An 18,135-nucleotide genomic window follows, 5' to 3' on the forward strand; every position below is an offset into this window, starting at 1 on the left:
TTAAGCTTTGATAACAATTCCAAAATTAAAACACACCCAATCTGATAATTTCTTTTTGCTTTGTGGACCTTGTGCCATTGAAGGTGAAGATATGGCCTTGCGTATTGCTGAAAAGGTGATTTCTATTACTGATAAACTTGAAATTCCTTATGTTTTTAAAGGTAGTTTTAAAAAAGCTAATCGCAGTAGAATTGATAGTTTTACTGGTATTGGTGATGAAAAGGCTTTAAAAATACTAAAAAAGGTTTCCGATACTTTTGATGTACCAACAGTTACTGATATTCACGAAGTTTCTGACGCTACAATGGCTGCTGAATATGTGGATGTGTTACAAATTCCTGCATTTTTGGTAAGACAAACAGATTTAGTGGTAGCTGCTGCTAAAACAGGAAAAGTTGTCAACCTTAAAAAAGGACAGTTTATGAGTCCTGAAGCCATGAAACATGCTGTACAAAAGGTGAAAGATGCTGGTAATGACAAAGCTTGGATTACGGACAGAGGCACTATGTTTGGCTATCAAGATATGATTGTAGATTTTAGAGGTATACCAACCATGCGCCAATATGCTCCAACAGTTTTGGACGTTACCCACTCATTACAACAACCTAACCAAAGCATTGGTGTTACTGGTGGACGACCAGATATGATTGAAACCATTGCAAGAGCTGGAGTGGTTAACAATGTAGATGGCTTGTTTATTGAAACCCATTTTGATCCTTCAAACGCCAAAAGTGATGGTGCCAATATGTTGCACTTAGATAATCTTGAAGGTTTGTTGCGTAATTTGACAGCTATCCGTAAAACGGTAAGAGGTTTATAATGCAAAATAAGCTGCTTTTAGTACTTTATTTATTATTAAGCAGTTTTTGCTTTTCTCAGTCTGGAGAAACAGCCTCAACAAATGAACCAACAAAATTAGAATTGGTCTTCTCACCTGGAATGTTTGTCCAAAAGCAAATTTTCACAGAAATTAATATATCAGTTGGGAGAGTTAGTGCAGAATTCCCACCTAAAATGTTTCCTATTGTAGGGTTTGAAGGATTCAGAGCTGGTGTAGAAACCAATCTAAGGAGTAATGAAGATTTTATTATTGCTCCTAAATTAGGCTATGAAATTTCACTGACATTCTTCTCCGTTAGATTATCTGCCCTAAATTATTTTCACAATAAAGAATCAGAATTTAGGATATTACCTGAGTTAGGCGTAAGTCTCGGTGGCATGTTTAATTTAACCTATGGTTATGGTATAAGTTTTAAAAATCCTATCAATGATATATCCAATCATAGACTTTCACTCAGCATTAATTTAAACCGTAGATTATCTCAGGCAAACATTAAGTTACTTGGTTTGTAATTTTAAGATTTACGCTTTAAAATCAGCTTAAAAGGATTGGTGTTAATCTTCAATTGCTGTTCAATAACATAGACTACAACCTCATCGTCTATATCCTCAACAGACCTATAACGAAGTGACATAACGGACTTTCGATTTTCAGTGACAAAATGTGTTTTGTAGGTTTCCATCCGTTCTCCATGCCAAAATGCCAAATCCACATAATCTTTAGATTGATTAAAATAACAAAGCGGAATACCGTTACAATAGTAAAATGGTAAACGCCATTTGTAAAGTAACTCAGCATTAGGAGCAACTGCCTCAACAACAGATTGCAATTGAAGTAAAATGGACTTGTAAGGCTCTTTTTGTCTGAGTATGTAATCTTCTGCTGGATTCAAAATAAAACTAAAACAATTGAATAATACCAATAACAATCAACCCAATGCCAATAATAGCTTTAAAAGGCATGAGTTTGGCTGATAATTTTCTTAAACTAGTTTCTAAAGCTGGTACTTTACCAAAGGCGTGTGTTAACAATAAAATACCTCCAAGAATACTCACAATGTTAAAAAGTAATCCATCCCAAAATTCGAGTATTGCAAGGACAATTAAACCTATTCCGATAGCCGTCTGAAATGGTGCTAAAAACCCAGCTATTTTATTAAAAAAGTTGCTTTCGCCATCCCATTTATCTAAAGTAGCTAATCCTAATAATATTCCACCAGAAATATTAGCAATGGTCAATAAAAGTTCTATCATAATTTATAGTCATTAATTGTTTAGAACATAAATTTAGTTAATATCTTCTAAAATAGTTTTGTTCAATTGAAATAAAATAGTTTACTTTGTATTTCAAAGTACTTTTTATTATGAGCAACGAAGATTATTTAAAAGACATTAGTGAGATTAAAAATCTCATGAATAAATCATCGCGATTTATTTCCCTTAGCGGCTTATCTGGAATCTTAGCAGGCATCTATGCGTTGATTGGTGCGGCTATTGCGTATTGGTTGGTAAATACACATAGCGATGGAAAGCTATACATATTTCACGGCTGGGTATTTTGGACAAGTATGTTTGTTTTATTAATGATTGCTCTTTTAAGTGCTTTTACTGGTATAATTCTCACCACAAGAAAAGCGAAAAAGAATGATGAGAAGATTTGGGACAGTTCCTCAAAGCGTTTATTATTTAACTTTTTAATCCCACTCGTGGTTGGTGGCATATACTGCCTTATAATATTAAATCAAGGACGCTATGGACAAACAGGCGGATTAATGCTTATCTTTTATGGTCTCGCGTTGGTAAGTGCTTCAAAATATAGTTTAGGAAACATAAAATATTTAGGATATATTCAGATTATACTGGGATTGATTGCGAGCTATTATCCTGGCTATGGTTTTTGGCTTTGGGTTATGGGATTTGGCATTATGCACATTGTTTATGGGACTTGGATGCATTTTAAATATGATAGAAAATAGTCCATAATCTTGATGAAGACATTAAATAGAATAGGTTGGATTTTTACAATTATTGTAATTGACGTCGTGCTTTACATAACAATTGGATTAATTCTTATGAATTATGAAGATTTTTATAATGAAAGTGAAGGTGAATATTTTAGTTTAGCAAGTATGACTTTGATTGAAAAAATTGCATTTATTTCATACTATTTACTAATTGTCGCAAATATACTTTTAATCATATATGCTTTGTATAAAATTGTAACAAAGTATATAATTAAAAAATAAGATTCCTGCCTACGCAGGAAGTAATATGAGCATAATAACTAACATAAACAAACTTTTTGACCATAGGATAAGACTTGGTATCATGTCCATTCTTATGGTAAATGAGTACGCGGATTTTAATATGCTTAAAGAATTGTTGGGAGCAACGGATGGTAATTTGGCGAGTCATACAAAAGCATTAGAAAAAGCCGAATACATTTCAGTAGAAAAGCAATTTATTGGCAGAAAACCAAATACAAGATATAGTGCTACTAAACTTGGTAAAGCTGAGTTTAAAAAGCATATTGAAGCGCTTGAAAAATTAATTAAGAAGACCTAAAAACAAAATTTTCAATCTAAATTAAAGTTTACAAATGAATATGCTATCCAAATTCCATAACCTTTACTTTCATATGAAAGGCAACAGATGGTATTGGCTTTTTTATATTTTTTGTAGAATAACTTTGGCGTTTGGTTTCTTTTCAGCAGGAATGGTTAAAATTGTAGGGGAAAGATTTGCGAGCGGATTATCTGTGAGCCATCCTATGGGAGCCTATTTAGAGGCTTTGCATCATACAGGTTACTATTACACATTTATTGGCTTTGCACAGGTGATTGCTGCTATTCTCTTAATTATACCACGTACCGTGACACTAGGTGCACTGCTCTATTTTCCTATAATTATTAATATTTGGATATTATCTTTCGCAGTAAGGTTTGATGGCTCTTTTGTTTCATCTCCCTTAATGGTTATGGCAAATCTCTATATTTTGGTTTGGAACTATGACAAGTTAAAATACATATTACCATTTAAAACCTTTCCAGATTTTGGAATAATTAAACGTCCAGAAAAATATAACAATTCATTTCCTTGGGTATTCTTTTCTACGGTATTTATGATTTTTACTGCTATAGTATTATATTTTATTTATGGTAATTCCATAATGCCAAGAAACACTTTAAAAGATTGTAAAGTACAGTTCATCAATACAGTAAACGAAACAGCAGGATCTGAATTTTGCGAATGCATCCACAACCAAGGACAACCATTAGACCAATGCTTAGAAAATTATAAAAAAGCAACGAAATAGGCAATGAAATACTTTGTAGATAAACATTCAATAGTAAGAGAAATTTGGGGCAAAAGCGACACCATATTACTCGTCTTTGCTGGTGCCTCTGCTGAGTTTGCCCTAAACAAAGCTGTGGACTGGCTCTATTTTACTGGTATGTTACCTAAAGATCCTTTAGGACGATTGTTTTCTACCGTTAATTATGCTAGAGCTATTGTTTTTTCTGAAGAAAAGTCAGCTTTAAAAGCTATAGATAACATTAATGCTATCCATGGTTCGGTTGAAAAAAGCCGTGGACAAAAAATTCCGGAATGGGCTTATAAAGATGTTTTGTTTATGCTGATTGATTATTCTATCCGTTCGTATGAAATTCTCGAAAGAACACTTACACAAAGCGAAAAACAAGACGTCCTCAATGTTTTTAACAAAGTGGGAACAAGAATGGGATTGAATAACCTACCGCTCACCTACTCTGATTTTGAAATTGTACGTGAAGCGCATCTAAACCAAAACCTTAAGTACGGTGCATATTCCAAAAACTTATACCAACAATACAGAAAGCACTTAGGCATTTTTAGATATCGTTTATTATTGGAATCGCAAATATTGCTGCTTCCAAATACGGTGAGACAAATGCTTAACCTGAGAAAAATATCGTTATTAACTCCAATGATTTCTGTTTACAAACTATTTAGAAGTATAAAGCTAGATTGGATGGTAAAGGAATTGCTTTTGCCACCAGAATACAAACAAGATATAAAACGCATGAATGTTACCTAAACACTAATATTTTTTTAACTATTCACTTTGAAAAACAAAGTACTTTAAAATAAATTAATTATGAAAAAACTATTATTATTTATCGGAGCCTTATTGTTCAGCACATTGTTCTACGGCAAAAGCATTGGTCTCAACCTATTTCTTTTCAGTATCACAACACTTATCGTTTTGTTTGCAAACAATAAAGATGACTTTAAAAGTAAAAGAACGATCATCTACTCTAGTTTATATTTAGCAACAGGCTTAGCGGTTTTCTTTCACGATTCTTCGGTTGCAATCATAGCAAACTTCGTTTCTTTCTTTACACTTATTGGCTTATTATCTGAAAACAAATCTTCAATTTATGTCAATTGGCTCAATGGACTCTACACAACTATTGCAGGTTTATTTCATCGTAATTTTTCAATAAATGAAGTCACTCAAAAAGTGGAGTCAAAGAAGGATATTGATTTCATGCATTTGGCAAAACTTATCTTTATTCCTGCTGTAATAGTTATCATTTTTATTGCGCTTTATCAAAACGGAAATCCATTGTTTAACGATTTAATCGATAAGATAGATTTTAGTTTTATAAATATCCAATGGTTACTTTTTGCAGGATTGGGTTACTACCTATTTTCAAACATTCATAAACCTGTTGAAGTAGAACCAGCAACTGAACTAGATTTAAAAACAGGAAACACATTAACCCAAACTAGCAAATTTTCAATTCCAAAACTAAAGCAAGAAAACCAGTTGGGTATTATCCTTATTTCGTTACTTAATGTTTTAATCGTTATTTTCTTAATTACTGATATTACTTTCATTCTTACCAATCTAGATATTAGAGCATCTGTGTTTTCTACTCAGGTTCATAGTGGTATCAACGCACTTATTGCTTCTATTGTCATGGCTATAATAATTCTGCTGTATGTTTTTAGAGGTAATCTTAATTTCTATAAAGACAACAAAACCGTAAAAAGATTGGCCTTCACCTGGATTATTCTCAATGCAATTTTGGTGTGTAGTATTACTATTAAAAACGGACAATACATCTATTACTTTGGGCTCACATACAAACGTATTGGTGTCTTGATTTATCTAACACTTGCAATTACAGGACTTATAACCACATTACTAAAAATTGATAAAGTAAAAAACATCTGGTATTTATTAAGGTTGAATACCAAGGCTGCATTTGTTGTATTGATTTTAGCAAGCACAGTTAATTGGGATTATCATATCACCAATTACAATTTTAATTATGCCAAATCCATAGATTTGAATTACCTCATTGATTTGTCTAACAACAATACCTTTTTGTTAAAAGAAAAGGCTGAAGCACAATCATTAAACCAAGATAATATCCAACGTATTGAAAAAAAATATAATAAGTATGTCTATGAATTAAGAAACAATTCTTGGCAAGAGCTACAATATGATAATTTAAAGTTAGAAACAAAATGATAGTCTTGATAGTATTTGGATTCATGTTTATAGGACTATTAACATTTTTGGTAATAAGAATGAGCATTTCTTGCATCTTTTGGTCTTATCAAAGACCAGTAGACAAACAGCATGTTTTTAAAGTATGGTTTCCATATTACATTATCATTTTGACTGCCTTATGTCTTGCATTTATTGTAAAGTTTGATAGCCTATTAGCCATTTACTATTTCTCTTCAGTTTATCTCATAGCATTGTTAATCTGGAGAAGTGAACTAAAACCAAGTATAAAAAAACATGAAAATTTTGCCGTTGAACCAAATCATCCCAAACTACCATGAACAACCTATTTAACAAAATAAAGTCTTTGAGAAAGCAACTCATAATATGGCTTTTTGAACATTCGCAACGCATCTACACGTCAATGTTTAAAAATCATGAATCTTGGAATATCACTAAAAACGATTTACTAAGTCTACCACAACCTTCTTTTGGAAGGCATCTTGGAGAGTTTTTAGATAAAAATAATTTTGAATTAATTCCGAAAGTTGAACGACACGATTGCTACCATGTACTCTGTGGGTACAGCACAAAGGTTGAAGATGAAATAGCGCTGCAATGCCTTTGCTATGGTAATGGTAAACGGAGTCCGTATTTATATGGCGCCATAATTCTTGGTATTACAATTCTTCCAGATTATTACAGTTACTATTATAAATCCTACAAAACAGGAAAAAGTGCCAATCCATTTCATCATTTTAACTATAAAAAACTTTTGCACGTTTCTATAAAAGACTTTAGAGAAGCCATTTTTTCAAAGGCTGAATTATATAACCTCAACCTTATTAAATTATGAAGAAGATTAAGATTATAGTTTTATTAACCATACTTATTGGTTTTGGAGTTTTCACAACCTACCATTGGATAAGCTTTAAAACTAGGAATCTCGTTTATTACGATGTCAATAGCATTCCAAAAAACAAAGTCGGTCTGCTTCTAGGTACAGGAAAATATGCTGCAAGCGGCAACATCAACCTCTTTTATAAATACCGAATTGATGCGACAATAAAGCTTTACAAAGCTGGAAAAATCGAATACATCTTAGTAAGTGGAGACAATAGCAGAAAAGATTACGATGAACCTTCAGACTTTAAAAACGATTTAATAGCAAAAGGTATTCCTGAAGAAAAAATATTCCTTGACTATGCTGGTTTTAGAACTTTAGATTCGGTGGTTAGAGCCAAGGAAATATTTGGGCAGACGTCTTTAACGTTCATTTCGCAAAAATTCCATAATCAACGTGCTATATATATTGCCAATCATTTTGGTATCGAAGCCGTTGGGTTTAACGCTAGAGATGTTTACAAGTCTCATTTCAGGGAATATCTGGCACGATCCAAAGCGAGTCTGGATTTAGTTTTTAATGTACAACCCAAATTTTTAGGAGAGAAAATTACCATACAATAAGCAAATGAAACTACAATTCAACAAAAATTATTTAGTGCTAGCACATAGTCTATTTCTAATTGAATTAGCCATAGCCTTTATCATAAAAACCGGATTTATTCGCTACACATTTGGTGATTATCTCGTCGTTATTTTACTATATGCAATTATAAGAGGATGCACTAGCATGAGTGTGAGGGCCTCAGCTTTGGTCGTCCTCTTAATTGCTTATGGTATTGAGCTGCTCCAACTCACACCATTCTTAGCCTACTTTAATTTACAAAATAGCATAGCAGCTAACCTCATCTTTGGCAGTACATTTCAATTTGGAGATTTAATAGCCTATACGCTTGGAATAATTTCAGTATTAATAATAGAATATTACAATGGAAACTATAAAAACACTCATACAATCAAAGTTTAAAAATTTAGCACTAGTTACAGTTGCGTTAACATTTAGCATTATTGTGCTCATGGTTAGGATAAAACTAAACAAGTCCTTTTTCTATTTGTTTTTGGTTTGGAATATCTTCCTAGCTATCATTCCATACGCAATTACAATGTACTTAATCTCAAAACCATCTATAAGCAAGCTCAAACTCGGGTTTTGGGCTTTGGTATGGTTGGCGTTTTTACCAAATGCACCATACATTGTTACAGACTTAATTCATATTAAAATTGGTAATGATTCATTATTATGGTTAGATGTGTTGGTCGTAATGTCTTTTGCTATGAGTGGTTTGCTCCTCTTCTACCTATCTCTATTGGATATGCAAAAATTGATAGCTATGAGATTCAAGAAAATTCCAATAGTTACTTCTACTTTGTTCATTCTGTTCCTTTGCGGATTTGGAGTATACTTAGGTAGATTTCTGCGCTATAACACTTGGGAAATTATCAGCAATCCAGAAGTGTTAATGTCTGATGTTTTCAATATTATTGTTTCTCCATTTCAGAATGCCGACGCTTGGCTGTTTATAATTGGTTTTGGAAGTTTTTTAGTGGTTGGATTTTGGATGTTTAAAAATTTGAGAAAGTTAGCTGCTTAAGAATCTCTATTCTTATCTTGGATTTTCCTGACAATTTTTGTGGTTCTATTTCTAGTTAACATTCTTGGTAATACGGACAAAAACTTATTAAAAAGTCCTGGAATAGCAACAACCCTTCCGTTATGCATTGCTTTATAGCCATAAGCAGCTACATCCTTTGGGCAAGCCATGTTAAATGAAATTTTATTTTTCGTCGTTTTTTCTGAAACCACTTCCTGAAACGATGTTTTGGTAGGTCCAGGACATAATACTGTTACAGTAACTCCTGTGCCTTTTAACTCGTTAGAAATGGCTTGAGAAAAAGATAAAAGGTACGATTTAGATGCATAATACAATGCCATCATTGGACCTGGTTGAAATGCAGCCAAAGAAGATAGGTTTAAAATCTTTCCTGATCCACGCTTTACCATATCTGGCAATATTAGCTTTATTAAATGTGTAGTTGTGAGAATATGTAATTGTAACATCTCCGATTCGCGTTGCCAGTCTGTTTCATAAAAGGTACCAAACATGCCAAAACCCGCGTTATTAACAACGACATCTAAAGTAAAATCTTTGATCTCATTATAGATTTCATCGGCAATATTTATAGTACCCAAATCCTTTATTAATAAGGAAACCTCAGTATTGTAAGTTTTTTGAATATTAATTTTGGCCTCATTTAAACCTTCTGAGTCCTTATCGATTAAAATAAGATTATAGGCATCTTTTGCTAGCAGAAGTGCCAACTCATATCCCAAACCAGATGCAGCTCCTGTTACTAAAGCTGTTTTAATCTTATTTTTTACCATCTACATAATCCTGAAGATATTTAAAACGCTCTGTCAACTTACCATCTTCTGTAGTTATTCTAGCGCGTTTTAGAATTCCTCTTTCATCATCATTAAAAAAAGCAGGTATGACATGATCCACAAACGTTTCTCCAAAACCCTCACTAGCATCTTTTGGTAATTCGCAAGGTAAATTATCTACAGCCATTACCGTAATAGCACCTTTAGCATCAAAAGCAACTTCTTTTTCTGTTTTTGGGTCATAACCATAAAAAGGTTCTGCTATAGTTGAAGGTCTAATCGTACTAGCTACAGGCCCATCAATATCACAAGAAATATCAGCCACTAAATTGATTTTAAAATCTGGATGTTTAGCATCTTTCCTTGTGAATAAATAAGGTGCATTATTGCCATAAAAATGTCCTGCAATAAAGTAATCTGTTTCTTTAGCATAAGGCATAAAATTACTCTCATAACCTGTTGGGTCTTTATAAAATTCCCATTTATCACCCACTTTACCATCTATACGTTTTGCATATTCCATAACATCTGCCATAACATACACTGGCTCTGTAAATTGAGAGGTTAAGTACAAAGCATCACTTATTTCTTTTACACCTAAATGATCTAAAATCTCTTTAGCACCATAGGCAACCTTTCCGGTTCCTGTTAACAAGATTTTTATATTAGGAAGCGTAATTTTATCTAACGCTGCCTTAACAGCGTTTAAATCTGTCAATGTTTCCACTTTAGGCAGGTTAAACAACCCATCTCTTAATCCCAAAGCCCTAAATCCATTATACGCCCCAACCAAACCAGCATAGCGACCAAATCCAATTAGCCGCGCTCCACTTTTTTTAACTATTGTTTCATGGTCATACATTTGAATATTCTTTTCTAACATCGCCAAAAGCAGTTTTCTATTATAGGGCTGTTTTTTTATAGTATGAGAAAAGAAGAAATATTTTTTATTCGGAATCAAATGTTCAATTGGCACTTCTTTTACACCAATCATAACATCTGCGTCAGAAACATCGTCTGTAACTTCAAAACCGAGTTTAGCATATGCCTCATCTGGAAACACTCTAATATTAGAAGATTCAACCACAAACTCAGCATCAGGAAATCTTTTTCTGGCTTCGGCCAGAGTTTCTGGAGAAAATACCACACGTCTATCTGGTGGATTTTTACGTTCTTTTATGATAGCGAATTTCATGCAAATATGATTTTAAAGACTGACAAAAGTGTCAATTTACAAAATGGAATAATTTTTGCACGAAAATAATTGGATTTATGAGGTTGCGCAACTTTTTTTGTAAGTTTGCGGTCTTGAATCTGCCCATGGTAATTGTAAATTTCCATTGGCAGGTGCGTTAGGGATGGAAGCGGCATCCTTTTGCTTAAAGCAAAAGATATAGCGGACAGCCCGACACTTTGTGATCCTGCAAGGTTTTATAAACCTGGCAGGTATGAGCAAAGGGTAACGCCCAAAAGAAAAAAATATCATTTTATGAGATTCCTGCTTTCGCAGGAAGTTTTGGGGTCGACTGGTTTTGACAGCGAGATTAATTAAATGGTAAGCACGTCGTGTAATGGCATTGAAACACGTAAAAGGCTAGACCAAATTTTAAACGGCGAGAATAACTACGCTTTAGCTGCATAATCTGAATTATAGTAAGATTCGTGCTTATTCCTACTAGGTAGGAAGGCTAAATGTCTCCAGAAAGCCTTGGTTAGTGGCGTTCTTTTTAGAGGCATCGTAAAAATTGACCAAGATCGTGTAGCGCTTTGATGCACTTTCGAGATTTAGAAGCTAAGTTGTAAGTAGGTTGTCTTTAACCAGCTTACAATCGAAAAAACAAGAAAAGAATAAGCGTGTAGAAAGCTCTTTGGTTACTTGTTTGGACGAGAGTTCGATTCTCTCCGACTCCACAAAAAAGCCTTGTATTTACTATAAATACAAGGCTTTTTATTTACAAACTTTAAATTATGACTAATTAACAACACTAAAACTTCCTTTTAAGTCAGCAAGAGAACTACCACCAATCCAAACATTAAATTCCCCTGGTTCTACCTCCCATTTTTTGTTAGCTGTATAGAACTTAAGCGTTTCAGCATTAATTTTAAAAGTAACTTTTTTAGATTCTCCAGGTTTTAAGCTTAGTTTTTTAAACCCTTTTAATTCTCTTATTGGACGCACCAAACTACCAACCAAATCTCTGATATATAATTGAGCAACTTCTACCCCTTCTCTATCTCCTGAATTTGATAAGGTTACAGAAACGGTAATCTCACCATCAATTGGCATTTCAGTTTTATCTAACGTTAAATCACTATATGTAAATTCCGTGTAACTCAACCCAAAGCCAAAAGGGTACAATGCTGCTTTTGGAGCATCTGTATAACCAGAATATGTAACATGTTTAGGACTATACGGTCTGCCTGTATTCTTTTGATTGTAATACAATGGTTCCTGACCTACATTGTGAGGGAAAGACATTGGCAATTTACCCGAAGGATTATAATCCCCAAAAACCACATCTGCAATGGCATTTCCTGATTCAGAACCTAAATGCCAGCATTCTAAGATGGCAGGTACAACTTCAGATGGATAACTTAAATCCAACGGTCTACCATTCATAAGTACTATAACAATATTGTTGTTTACTTTTTTAATAGCGTCTAACAATTCTAATTGAAGTCCTGAAAACCCAATATCTACCTGACTTCTACCCTCTCCTGTTTGGTAAGCATCTTCACCTATTGCAAGTATAACCACATCAGATTTTTTTGCAACCTCTACAGCTTCTTCAATTCCCGATCGGTCTTCATTATTAAACTTTAAAGGATGTAAAAATTGATTTTCACCAGGTTTAACAGTAGGAATTGTTAACGCTACACCTTTTTCAAAGTACACTTTTGTATTTTCATCAACGGCTTGTTTTACTCCTTCTAATAGTGAAACAGCTGTATTGTATTCTCCTTTTCCTCTCCAGTTTCCTAAAGGTGTATTTTTATCGTCTGCTAATGGACCAATTACTGCAATACTTTTTAAATTTTTAGATAGTGGTAATAATTTATTCTCATTTTTTAGTAACACTATTGATTTTTTAGCTACATCTCTAGCGATTGCTAAATGCTCTGGTGTATATACTTCATTTTGCTCTCGTTCTTCATTACAGTACTTGTAAGGGTCGTCAAACAACCCTAATTGAAACTTAATTCTTAATACACGTCTTACGGCATCATCAAGATGCTTTATGGAGACTTTCTTTTCTTTTATTAAAGATTCTAATGCAGCTTCATAAGCATAGGATTCCATATCCATATCACTCCCAGCATTTAGTGCAATCTCAGCTGCATGTTTTTTATCTTTTGCATATCCATGAGCTATCATTTCACCTATACTTCCCCAATCTGACACCACAAATCCATTCCAACCCCATTTTTCTTTTAACAAATCTCGTTGTAGCACCTTATGTCCTGTTGCCGGAATACCATCAATATCATTGAATGAATTCATAAAAGTTGCCACACCTGCTTCTGCTGCAGCCATAAATGGCGGTAATATTGAATTATGCAATTCATGGTCACCAATACTCATCGTATTATAATCTCTACCTGCTTCAGCAAAGCCATAACCCGCAAAATGCTTTGCGCAAGCAGCAATTGTATAAGGGTCTGACAAATCATTACCCTGAAAGCCATTTATTCTTGCAACTCCTATTTCTGTGGCTAGATAAGTATCTTCACCAGCACCTTCCATTACACGTCCCCAACGTGCATCTCTTGAAACATCTAGCATTGGAGCAAAGGTCCAATTTAGGCCAGAAGCTGCCGATTCTTTTGCTGCAATGGCTGCCGACTGCTCAATAATATCTAAGTCCCAGCTTGCGCTTTCGCCTAAAGGAATTGGAAAAATTGTTTTATATCCATGAATAACGTCATAAGCAAAAATTAAAGGAATCTTTAATCTAGAATGCTCCATTACAATTTTTTGTGTTTCTCTAATTGAAGCAACCGAAGACACATTAAGCATGGACCCAACTTCTCCATTTTTTAGCTTATTTAATTTATGCTGATCTCCATTAGAAGAAGAAGGACCAGTAGCATCCCATTTACCACTGTATTGCACTAACTGCCCAATTTTTTCATTAAGTTGCATTAATGCTAAAACAGAATCCACCTTTCGTTCAATATCCATATCTATTAATGGATTATTTGAGGTTTCGGAATGAGGTTTTTGTGCCGCTTGAGACTCTTGTGCATTTGTTGGCTCACAACTAATGAGTAAAAGGTAACAAAGCTTTATAGCAATAACAATTTTAAACAATTTTGAAGGAGAAAAATTCATGATGATTAATGAATTATTTAATTTTTAACTCTACTAAAACAGGAAAATGGTCTGAAGGAAACTTTAAATCTACAGCACTAGTTAATACTGCATACTTTTCAACTTCGACATTTGAAGATTTAGATATTAATATATAATCTATACGTCTATTGGCAATTTCGGCATACTTAAAACCATTGAATGTACCGTTGTTTCCAAATTTAACTTTTGCTATTGCCTTAGCATCAACCATTTTACTTTGCGTTTCGGCAATAACATCACTATTAGGTTCAACATTGAAATCTCCCATTATTACCACAGGAAATCCTTTAACATTAATTTTATCTATTTTACGTAAAATTAACTTCATTCCTTCTTTTTGAGCTTCTGCTCCAACATGATCTAAATGCGTATTGAATACCCAGAATTTTTGCCCTGTATTAGTTGCAGTAAACAACCCATAAGTGCATATTCTAGGATATGCAGCATCCCAGCCTTTTGATATTTCGTTTGGAGTTTCAGACAACCAAAAAGTGGCTTCATTTTCTACTGAGATTTTTTTTGAATTATAGAAAATTGCTGAAAATTCACCTTCATTTTCACCATCACGACCAACTCCTACACTTTTGTAATCTTTAAGCGCTTTTCTTAAATCTTCCATTTGATTAGGTCTGGCTTCTTGAACTCCCATAATATCTGGAGCCAAAAACAAGACTTGAGATGTTAGGATATCTTTTCTATTTGGCCATGCATTCTCACCATCTGAAGCGACATCTAACCTAATGTTGTAAGTCATTAACTTTAAAGTTTCCTGTGTAATTTCAGAAACTTCACTAGTTCCGTTTTTCACTTCTTTTTTATGAGAAGTTTCACAGTTCATATAGCTTAAAAAAATAAGTGTTATAAAAAATATTCTATAGTATTTCATTCGCTTTCTTTTTGATAAACTCTTACGTAATCTACAGTCATTTTTTGTGGAAATATAGAATCATCAATACCGTGTAATCCTCCCCACATACCACCAACTGCAACATTTAATATAAGATAATATTTCTTATCAAAAGGCCATTCTGCAGTCGTTTTGTATTCATTTTCAATATGATTATAAACAACTCCATCTAGTATGAAATCCAATTTTTCAGGAGTCCATTCCAATGCAAAGACATGAAAATCTTCATTTGGATTATCGATATAAATAGTTTTACCCTTTTGAGTTCCCTTTAAATGATTGTATGCTTTTGTATGTATAGTGCCGTGAATGGTATCATTATCATAGCCGACATGCTCCATAATATCTATTTCTCCACTTTCAGGCCATCCAATATCTTTTCTATTATCGCTTAACATCCAGATGGCTGGCCACATACCTTTACCCTTTGGCAATTTAGCCCTCACCTCTATACGTCCGTACTGCCATGATGCCAGACCTTCTGTACTTATTCTTGCTGAAGAGTAATCTGCAGAATCAATTTCTGTTTTATATTTTGCCCAACCTTTAATATCTGGATTTTTATAATCCTTATTAGCAACTTTTTCTTTGTGCGCTTCAATGATTAAATGCCCATTCTCTACTCTTGCATTTTTTAAGCTGTCTAGATAATATTGCTTTTCATTGTTAGCTATAAACCCATAACTGTAGGTCCATTTCGTAGAATCTGGTTTTCCTTTATAATTAAATTCGTCACTCCATACCAATTTGTAATTGTTATTAGTTGGGGACATACTAAACCTTTTTAAAGCTAGCTCTGGTTGGTCAGTGGTAATGTAATCGAAGCTGTTAGCCAACATCCAATCAATATCCTCAAAAGTATTAGCCGTCCAAGCATTTAGCACTAAACCCAGGTCCTTGGCCTCAGCTATCCATTGTGGTCTTTTTTTAAGTTTATAAACCAAATAATCTAAACCATCAATGCCATCTTTTTTAAGTCTTTCTGGAGGTTTTGATCCATCTAGATATAAAACTTTAGCATCAGGATTTGTAGCTTTAATATGTTTTAAAATGGTATAGCTAAAACTGATGTAATACAAAATATGTGACTCTGCATTTAGCTCTTTCACTAAATCCATTACCTTATTTGCTATTTTTATATTTCGTCCTTCAATTTTTGACGGCTTAATTTCGCAAACAAGACCTGTGTGCAAATTATTTGTTAAACCAGCTAAAATATATTCCTCTAAAGTTGGAAGCTTTTCACCATTAGACAATTTATACTTTGCCAATTCTTCATAAGTAGTCTCTTCTATTACATGTCCATTATAAACGGTATCGTGCGCAACAATTAAAACCTCATCTGATGTCATACGAACGTCAAACTCAGATCCTGTACAATTTAGTTTAATAGCCTGCCTTAATGATGCTATTGAATTCTCGGGAATACCAGCAGTTTTCCATGCTCCACGATGAGCTATCACAGGATTATCGGAAAAAACAATTTTTGATGGACCAGAGTTAGCGTTGCATGATACCAATCCTAAATATAAAAAGAAGAAAAATAAATATCGCATAAATTAATAAGTGCTCTAGAGAATAACATTAAAGGGCAAGCAAGCTTGCCCTTTAATAATTAATAAAATTAACTCAAAATAATCTATTAATAACCGTCGTTCTGCGGGTAATTTGGCCCTAACAAGTCTAAATCTATTTGTGCTATTGGCCAATTAATATAATGTGGCTGCCAATTCTCTCTCGGATCTCTATCACCTAAATTGTTAGGAAAATATTCACCATCACCAGCATAATTAGTAATCTGAAAATTGATAACATCTTGTCCCATTCTTTTTAGCGTAAACCAACGTTGACCTTCAAATGCAAGTTCTCTAGCACGCTCATCTAAAATAGTTTGCTGGTTTACAGTAGTCACAGGATCAGCACCTGCACGTGTTCTAACTGCATTAATATAAGGTAATGGATCACCTGTAGATCTCATTATTGCTTCAGCAGCAATTAGATATGTCTCTGCCAATCTATAAACTAAAATATTGCTTCTGTTTAAATAAGAATCTGGATTATCATCTTCCTGCGCAAATTTTATACACGATGGGTGCATTCTTTGATAATACTGCGTATAATTACTACTTGGATTATTTAAATCTGTTATTGGCGCATAATTATCCACTTCTTCCCCAATTCGATCACCTGAAGTATAATACCATTTTAATCTAAAATAGGTATTATCATCTCTTGTATCGTTTGGATCTTCAGCTAATAAATTTAATAAATAAAGATTTGGTAACACACGTGAAAATCCTCTACCACCTTGTTCTATATTTGCCTCGATACCAGATATCTGAAAATATTGTGTAACGTAGTTGGCATTCATCATAGTAGCGTTACCACCACCTAGTAAATCATCTTGTGACTGAATTACAAATAAAGCTTCAGAATGATTTCTATCTCCTGCAAAAACATCTGCAGTAGTAGGCACTAAACTATGAGGCCCTTCTTCAATAAGAGATACCGCTTGATTTTTGGCTTCTATCCAATCTCCTTGCCACATAGCAGTTTTTGCTCTTACATGTTTAGCTGTGCCTTTAGTTACACGTCCAAATGTATCTGTCCAATCTAAATGTTCTATAGCAAAATCAAGATCACTATTGATAAGTGCAAAAATTTCTTCTTCGGATGATTTATCATCTACAACATCAAATGCGTTTTCTACAGTAACCGTTTCTGTAGTCACATAGATATTATTAAACATTCTGTATAAATAAAAATATGAGTGTGCTCTAAAAAATTTAGCTTCTGCCAGCACTTGGTTTTTTACATCTTCATTAATGCCTTCTATCTCTTCTGCAGCATTAATAATTGCTGTAGCTTTATTGGTCATATTATAAAAATGTTTCCAAAATAAAGAAGACACAAAGTTAGCGCCTTGGTCTACGGGAGAAACACCTCTTTGGTATCTACCCATTAAACCCGTGTAACCTGTTCTGGAAAAAGCTAAATCGCTTCGTGAAGACATGAGTACAGCTCCCATATAATCTTCTGTACCAGCGTCGTAACGATCTCTTTCAAATTTATATAAACTTACTACACCAGATTTTAACCCTTCTTCAGTAGTAAAAATATAATCTGAATCAATTAACGTACTTGGTTGCTCTTCCAAATAATCCTGACATGACACTGCAAAAAGCAATATCGTAAGAAGCAAACCTTTTCTTTTTAAATTTTTGTAAATATTTTCTGTATTCATA

General features: G+C 33.7%; 21 protein-coding genes and 1 other RNA gene. 14 read left to right on the forward strand and 8 right to left on the reverse strand.

Annotation, left to right across the window (positions count from 1 at the left end; translation table 11 throughout):
- Window positions 1-16 precede the first annotated feature (16 nt).
- A complete protein-coding gene (gene kdsA, locus ACFFGA_RS15600; protein ID WP_386065681.1) occupies window positions 17-820 on the forward strand; it encodes a 3-deoxy-8-phosphooctulonate synthase in 804 nt (267 codons plus the stop codon).
- Window positions 820-1,353 carry a hypothetical protein gene (locus ACFFGA_RS15605; RefSeq protein ID WP_386065477.1) on the forward strand — a complete coding sequence of 178 codons (534 nt, stop codon included), beginning with the start codon at window positions 820-822 and terminating at the stop codon, window positions 1,351-1,353. The genes kdsA and ACFFGA_RS15605 overlap by 1 nt, the downstream gene beginning before the upstream one ends.
- 2 nt (window positions 1,354-1,355) lie before the next feature.
- Here the strand turns inward: ACFFGA_RS15605 and ACFFGA_RS15610 are convergent, their stop codons facing one another.
- Both ACFFGA_RS15610 and ACFFGA_RS15615 read right to left on the reverse strand, forming a co-directional pair.
- Window positions 1,356-1,733, reverse strand: a complete 378-nt coding sequence (locus ACFFGA_RS15610) for a DUF1801 domain-containing protein (protein ID WP_386065479.1) — start codon at window positions 1,731-1,733, stop codon at window positions 1,356-1,358.
- A gap of 7 nt (window positions 1,734-1,740) precedes the next feature.
- Window positions 1,741-2,094 carry a hypothetical protein gene (locus ACFFGA_RS15615; RefSeq protein WP_386065481.1) on the reverse strand — a complete coding sequence of 118 codons (354 nt, stop codon included), beginning with the start codon at window positions 2,092-2,094 and terminating at the stop codon, window positions 1,741-1,743.
- Between the two features lie 110 nt (window positions 2,095-2,204).
- On the opposite strand from ACFFGA_RS15615, the gene ACFFGA_RS15620 reads away from it, so the two are divergent.
- From ACFFGA_RS15620 to ACFFGA_RS15670, 11 genes are all read left to right on the forward strand, one after another.
- Entirely contained in the window at window positions 2,205-2,816 is a 612-nt protein-coding gene (locus ACFFGA_RS15620) for a hypothetical protein (protein WP_386065483.1), read from the forward strand.
- Between the two features lie 12 nt (window positions 2,817-2,828).
- Window positions 2,829-3,086 (forward strand): hypothetical protein, encoded by a 258-nt coding sequence (locus tag ACFFGA_RS15625; RefSeq protein ID WP_386065485.1) that lies wholly within the window; start codon window positions 2,829-2,831, stop codon window positions 3,084-3,086.
- Window positions 3,087-3,111: 25 nt separating this feature from the next.
- A complete protein-coding gene (locus ACFFGA_RS15630) occupies window positions 3,112-3,405 on the forward strand; it encodes a winged helix-turn-helix domain-containing protein (protein ID WP_386065487.1) in 294 nt (97 codons plus the stop codon).
- Window positions 3,406-3,478: 73 nt separating this feature from the next.
- On the forward strand, window positions 3,479-4,156 hold the full coding sequence (locus tag ACFFGA_RS15635; protein WP_386065489.1) for a DoxX family protein: 678 nt from the start codon (window positions 3,479-3,481) through the stop codon (window positions 4,154-4,156).
- Between the two features lie 3 nt (window positions 4,157-4,159).
- Window positions 4,160-4,918, forward strand: a complete 759-nt coding sequence (locus ACFFGA_RS15640; RefSeq protein WP_386065491.1) for an oxygenase MpaB family protein — start codon at window positions 4,160-4,162, stop codon at window positions 4,916-4,918.
- Window positions 4,919-4,978: 60 nt separating this feature from the next.
- Window positions 4,979-6,364 (forward strand): DUF4153 domain-containing protein, encoded by a 1,386-nt coding sequence (locus tag ACFFGA_RS15645; RefSeq protein WP_386065493.1) that lies wholly within the window; start codon window positions 4,979-4,981, stop codon window positions 6,362-6,364.
- Between the two features lie 59 nt (window positions 6,365-6,423).
- Complete coding sequence (locus ACFFGA_RS15650; protein ID WP_386065495.1) at window positions 6,424-6,684, forward strand: hypothetical protein; 261 nt, start codon at window positions 6,424-6,426, stop codon at window positions 6,682-6,684.
- A 26-nt stretch (window positions 6,685-6,710) separates the two neighbouring features.
- Complete coding sequence (locus tag ACFFGA_RS15655; protein WP_386065497.1) at window positions 6,711-7,199, forward strand: Coq4 family protein; 489 nt, start codon at window positions 6,711-6,713, stop codon at window positions 7,197-7,199.
- A complete protein-coding gene (locus ACFFGA_RS15660; RefSeq protein ID WP_386065499.1) occupies window positions 7,196-7,810 on the forward strand; it encodes a SanA/YdcF family protein in 615 nt (204 codons plus the stop codon). Before ACFFGA_RS15655 ends, ACFFGA_RS15660 begins: the two co-directional genes overlap by 4 nt.
- 4 nt (window positions 7,811-7,814) lie before the next feature.
- On the forward strand, window positions 7,815-8,213 hold the full coding sequence (locus tag ACFFGA_RS15665; RefSeq protein ID WP_386065501.1) for a ribosomal maturation YjgA family protein: 399 nt from the start codon (window positions 7,815-7,817) through the stop codon (window positions 8,211-8,213).
- Entirely contained in the window at window positions 8,176-8,838 is a 663-nt protein-coding gene (locus ACFFGA_RS15670; RefSeq protein ID WP_386065503.1) for a DUF1361 domain-containing protein, read from the forward strand. Before ACFFGA_RS15665 ends, ACFFGA_RS15670 begins: the two co-directional genes overlap by 38 nt.
- On the opposite strand, the gene ACFFGA_RS15675 is transcribed toward ACFFGA_RS15670, so the two are convergent.
- On the reverse strand, window positions 8,835-9,629 hold the full coding sequence (locus tag ACFFGA_RS15675) for an SDR family NAD(P)-dependent oxidoreductase (protein ID WP_386065505.1): 795 nt from the start codon (window positions 9,627-9,629) through the stop codon (window positions 8,835-8,837). The genes ACFFGA_RS15670 and ACFFGA_RS15675 overlap by 4 nt on opposite strands.
- On the reverse strand, window positions 9,616-10,824 hold the full coding sequence (locus ACFFGA_RS15680; RefSeq protein WP_386065507.1) for an NAD(P)-dependent oxidoreductase: 1,209 nt from the start codon (window positions 10,822-10,824) through the stop codon (window positions 9,616-9,618). Before ACFFGA_RS15680 ends, ACFFGA_RS15675 begins: the two co-directional genes overlap by 14 nt.
- Before the next feature lie 323 nt (window positions 10,825-11,147).
- On the opposite strand from ACFFGA_RS15680, the gene ssrA reads away from it, so the two are divergent.
- Window positions 11,148-11,543: a transfer-messenger RNA gene (gene ssrA, locus ACFFGA_RS15685) on the forward strand.
- A gap of 58 nt (window positions 11,544-11,601) precedes the next feature.
- Here the strand turns inward: ssrA and bglX are convergent.
- The 4 genes from bglX to ACFFGA_RS15705 form a co-directional block, all read right to left on the reverse strand.
- A complete protein-coding gene (gene bglX / locus ACFFGA_RS15690; RefSeq protein WP_386065509.1) occupies window positions 11,602-13,962 on the reverse strand; it encodes a beta-glucosidase BglX in 2,361 nt (786 codons plus the stop codon).
- 13 nt (window positions 13,963-13,975) lie between these two features.
- A complete protein-coding gene (locus tag ACFFGA_RS15695; RefSeq protein WP_386065511.1) occupies window positions 13,976-14,869 on the reverse strand; it encodes an endonuclease/exonuclease/phosphatase family protein in 894 nt (297 codons plus the stop codon).
- Window positions 14,866-16,446: a family 16 glycosylhydrolase gene (locus ACFFGA_RS15700; RefSeq protein ID WP_386065513.1), complete on the reverse strand. Its 1,581-nt coding sequence runs from the start codon at window positions 16,444-16,446 to the stop codon at window positions 14,866-14,868. The genes ACFFGA_RS15695 and ACFFGA_RS15700 overlap by 4 nt, the downstream gene beginning before the upstream one ends.
- Window positions 16,447-16,532: 86 nt before the next feature.
- A complete protein-coding gene (locus ACFFGA_RS15705; protein WP_386065515.1) occupies window positions 16,533-18,134 on the reverse strand; it encodes a RagB/SusD family nutrient uptake outer membrane protein in 1,602 nt (533 codons plus the stop codon).
- Window position 18,135 lies beyond the last annotated feature (1 nt).

The organism is Winogradskyella pulchriflava, from assembly GCF_042434315.1.
In the GTDB taxonomy this organism is placed as follows: Bacteria; Bacteroidota; Bacteroidia; order Flavobacteriales; family Flavobacteriaceae; genus Winogradskyella; species Winogradskyella pulchriflava.

What these genes read in the sequence shown, in the direction of transcription:
- ACFFGA_RS15625 (WP_386065485.1), top strand. Translation starts at nt 2,829, where the DNA reads ATGAAGACATTAAATAGAATAGGTTGGATTTTTACAATTATTGTAATT.
- ACFFGA_RS15630 (WP_386065487.1), top strand. Translation starts at nt 3,112, where the DNA reads ATGAGCATAATAACTAACATAAACAAACTTTTTGACCATAGGATAAGA.
- ACFFGA_RS15700 (WP_386065513.1), bottom strand. Translation starts at nt 16,446, where the DNA reads ATGCGATATTTATTTTTCTTCTTTTTATATTTAGGATTGGTATCATGC.
- ACFFGA_RS15640 (WP_386065491.1), top strand. Translation starts at nt 4,160, where the DNA reads ATGAAATACTTTGTAGATAAACATTCAATAGTAAGAGAAATTTGGGGC.
- ACFFGA_RS15615 (WP_386065481.1), bottom strand. Translation starts at nt 2,094, where the DNA reads ATGATAGAACTTTTATTGACCATTGCTAATATTTCTGGTGGAATATTA.
- ACFFGA_RS15705 (WP_386065515.1), bottom strand. Translation starts at nt 18,134, where the DNA reads ATGAATACAGAAAATATTTACAAAAATTTAAAAAGAAAAGGTTTGCTT.
- ACFFGA_RS15675 (WP_386065505.1), bottom strand. Translation starts at nt 9,629, where the DNA reads ATGGTAAAAAATAAGATTAAAACAGCTTTAGTAACAGGAGCTGCATCT.
- ACFFGA_RS15635 (WP_386065489.1), top strand. Translation starts at nt 3,479, where the DNA reads ATGAAAGGCAACAGATGGTATTGGCTTTTTTATATTTTTTGTAGAATA.
- ACFFGA_RS15620 (WP_386065483.1), top strand. Translation starts at nt 2,205, where the DNA reads ATGAGCAACGAAGATTATTTAAAAGACATTAGTGAGATTAAAAATCTC.
- ACFFGA_RS15645 (WP_386065493.1), top strand. Translation starts at nt 4,979, where the DNA reads ATGAAAAAACTATTATTATTTATCGGAGCCTTATTGTTCAGCACATTG.
- ACFFGA_RS15660 (WP_386065499.1), top strand. Translation starts at nt 7,196, where the DNA reads ATGAAGAAGATTAAGATTATAGTTTTATTAACCATACTTATTGGTTTT.
- ACFFGA_RS15680 (WP_386065507.1), bottom strand. Translation starts at nt 10,824, where the DNA reads ATGAAATTCGCTATCATAAAAGAACGTAAAAATCCACCAGATAGACGT.
- ACFFGA_RS15665 (WP_386065501.1), top strand. Translation starts at nt 7,815, where the DNA reads ATGAAACTACAATTCAACAAAAATTATTTAGTGCTAGCACATAGTCTA.
- ACFFGA_RS15650 (WP_386065495.1), top strand. Translation starts at nt 6,424, where the DNA reads ATGAGCATTTCTTGCATCTTTTGGTCTTATCAAAGACCAGTAGACAAA.
- ACFFGA_RS15605 (WP_386065477.1), top strand. Translation starts at nt 820, where the DNA reads ATGCAAAATAAGCTGCTTTTAGTACTTTATTTATTATTAAGCAGTTTT.
- ACFFGA_RS15670 (WP_386065503.1), top strand. Translation starts at nt 8,176, where the DNA reads ATGGAAACTATAAAAACACTCATACAATCAAAGTTTAAAAATTTAGCA.
- bglX (WP_386065509.1), bottom strand. Translation starts at nt 13,962, where the DNA reads ATGAATTTTTCTCCTTCAAAATTGTTTAAAATTGTTATTGCTATAAAG.
- ACFFGA_RS15695 (WP_386065511.1), bottom strand. Translation starts at nt 14,869, where the DNA reads ATGAAATACTATAGAATATTTTTTATAACACTTATTTTTTTAAGCTAT.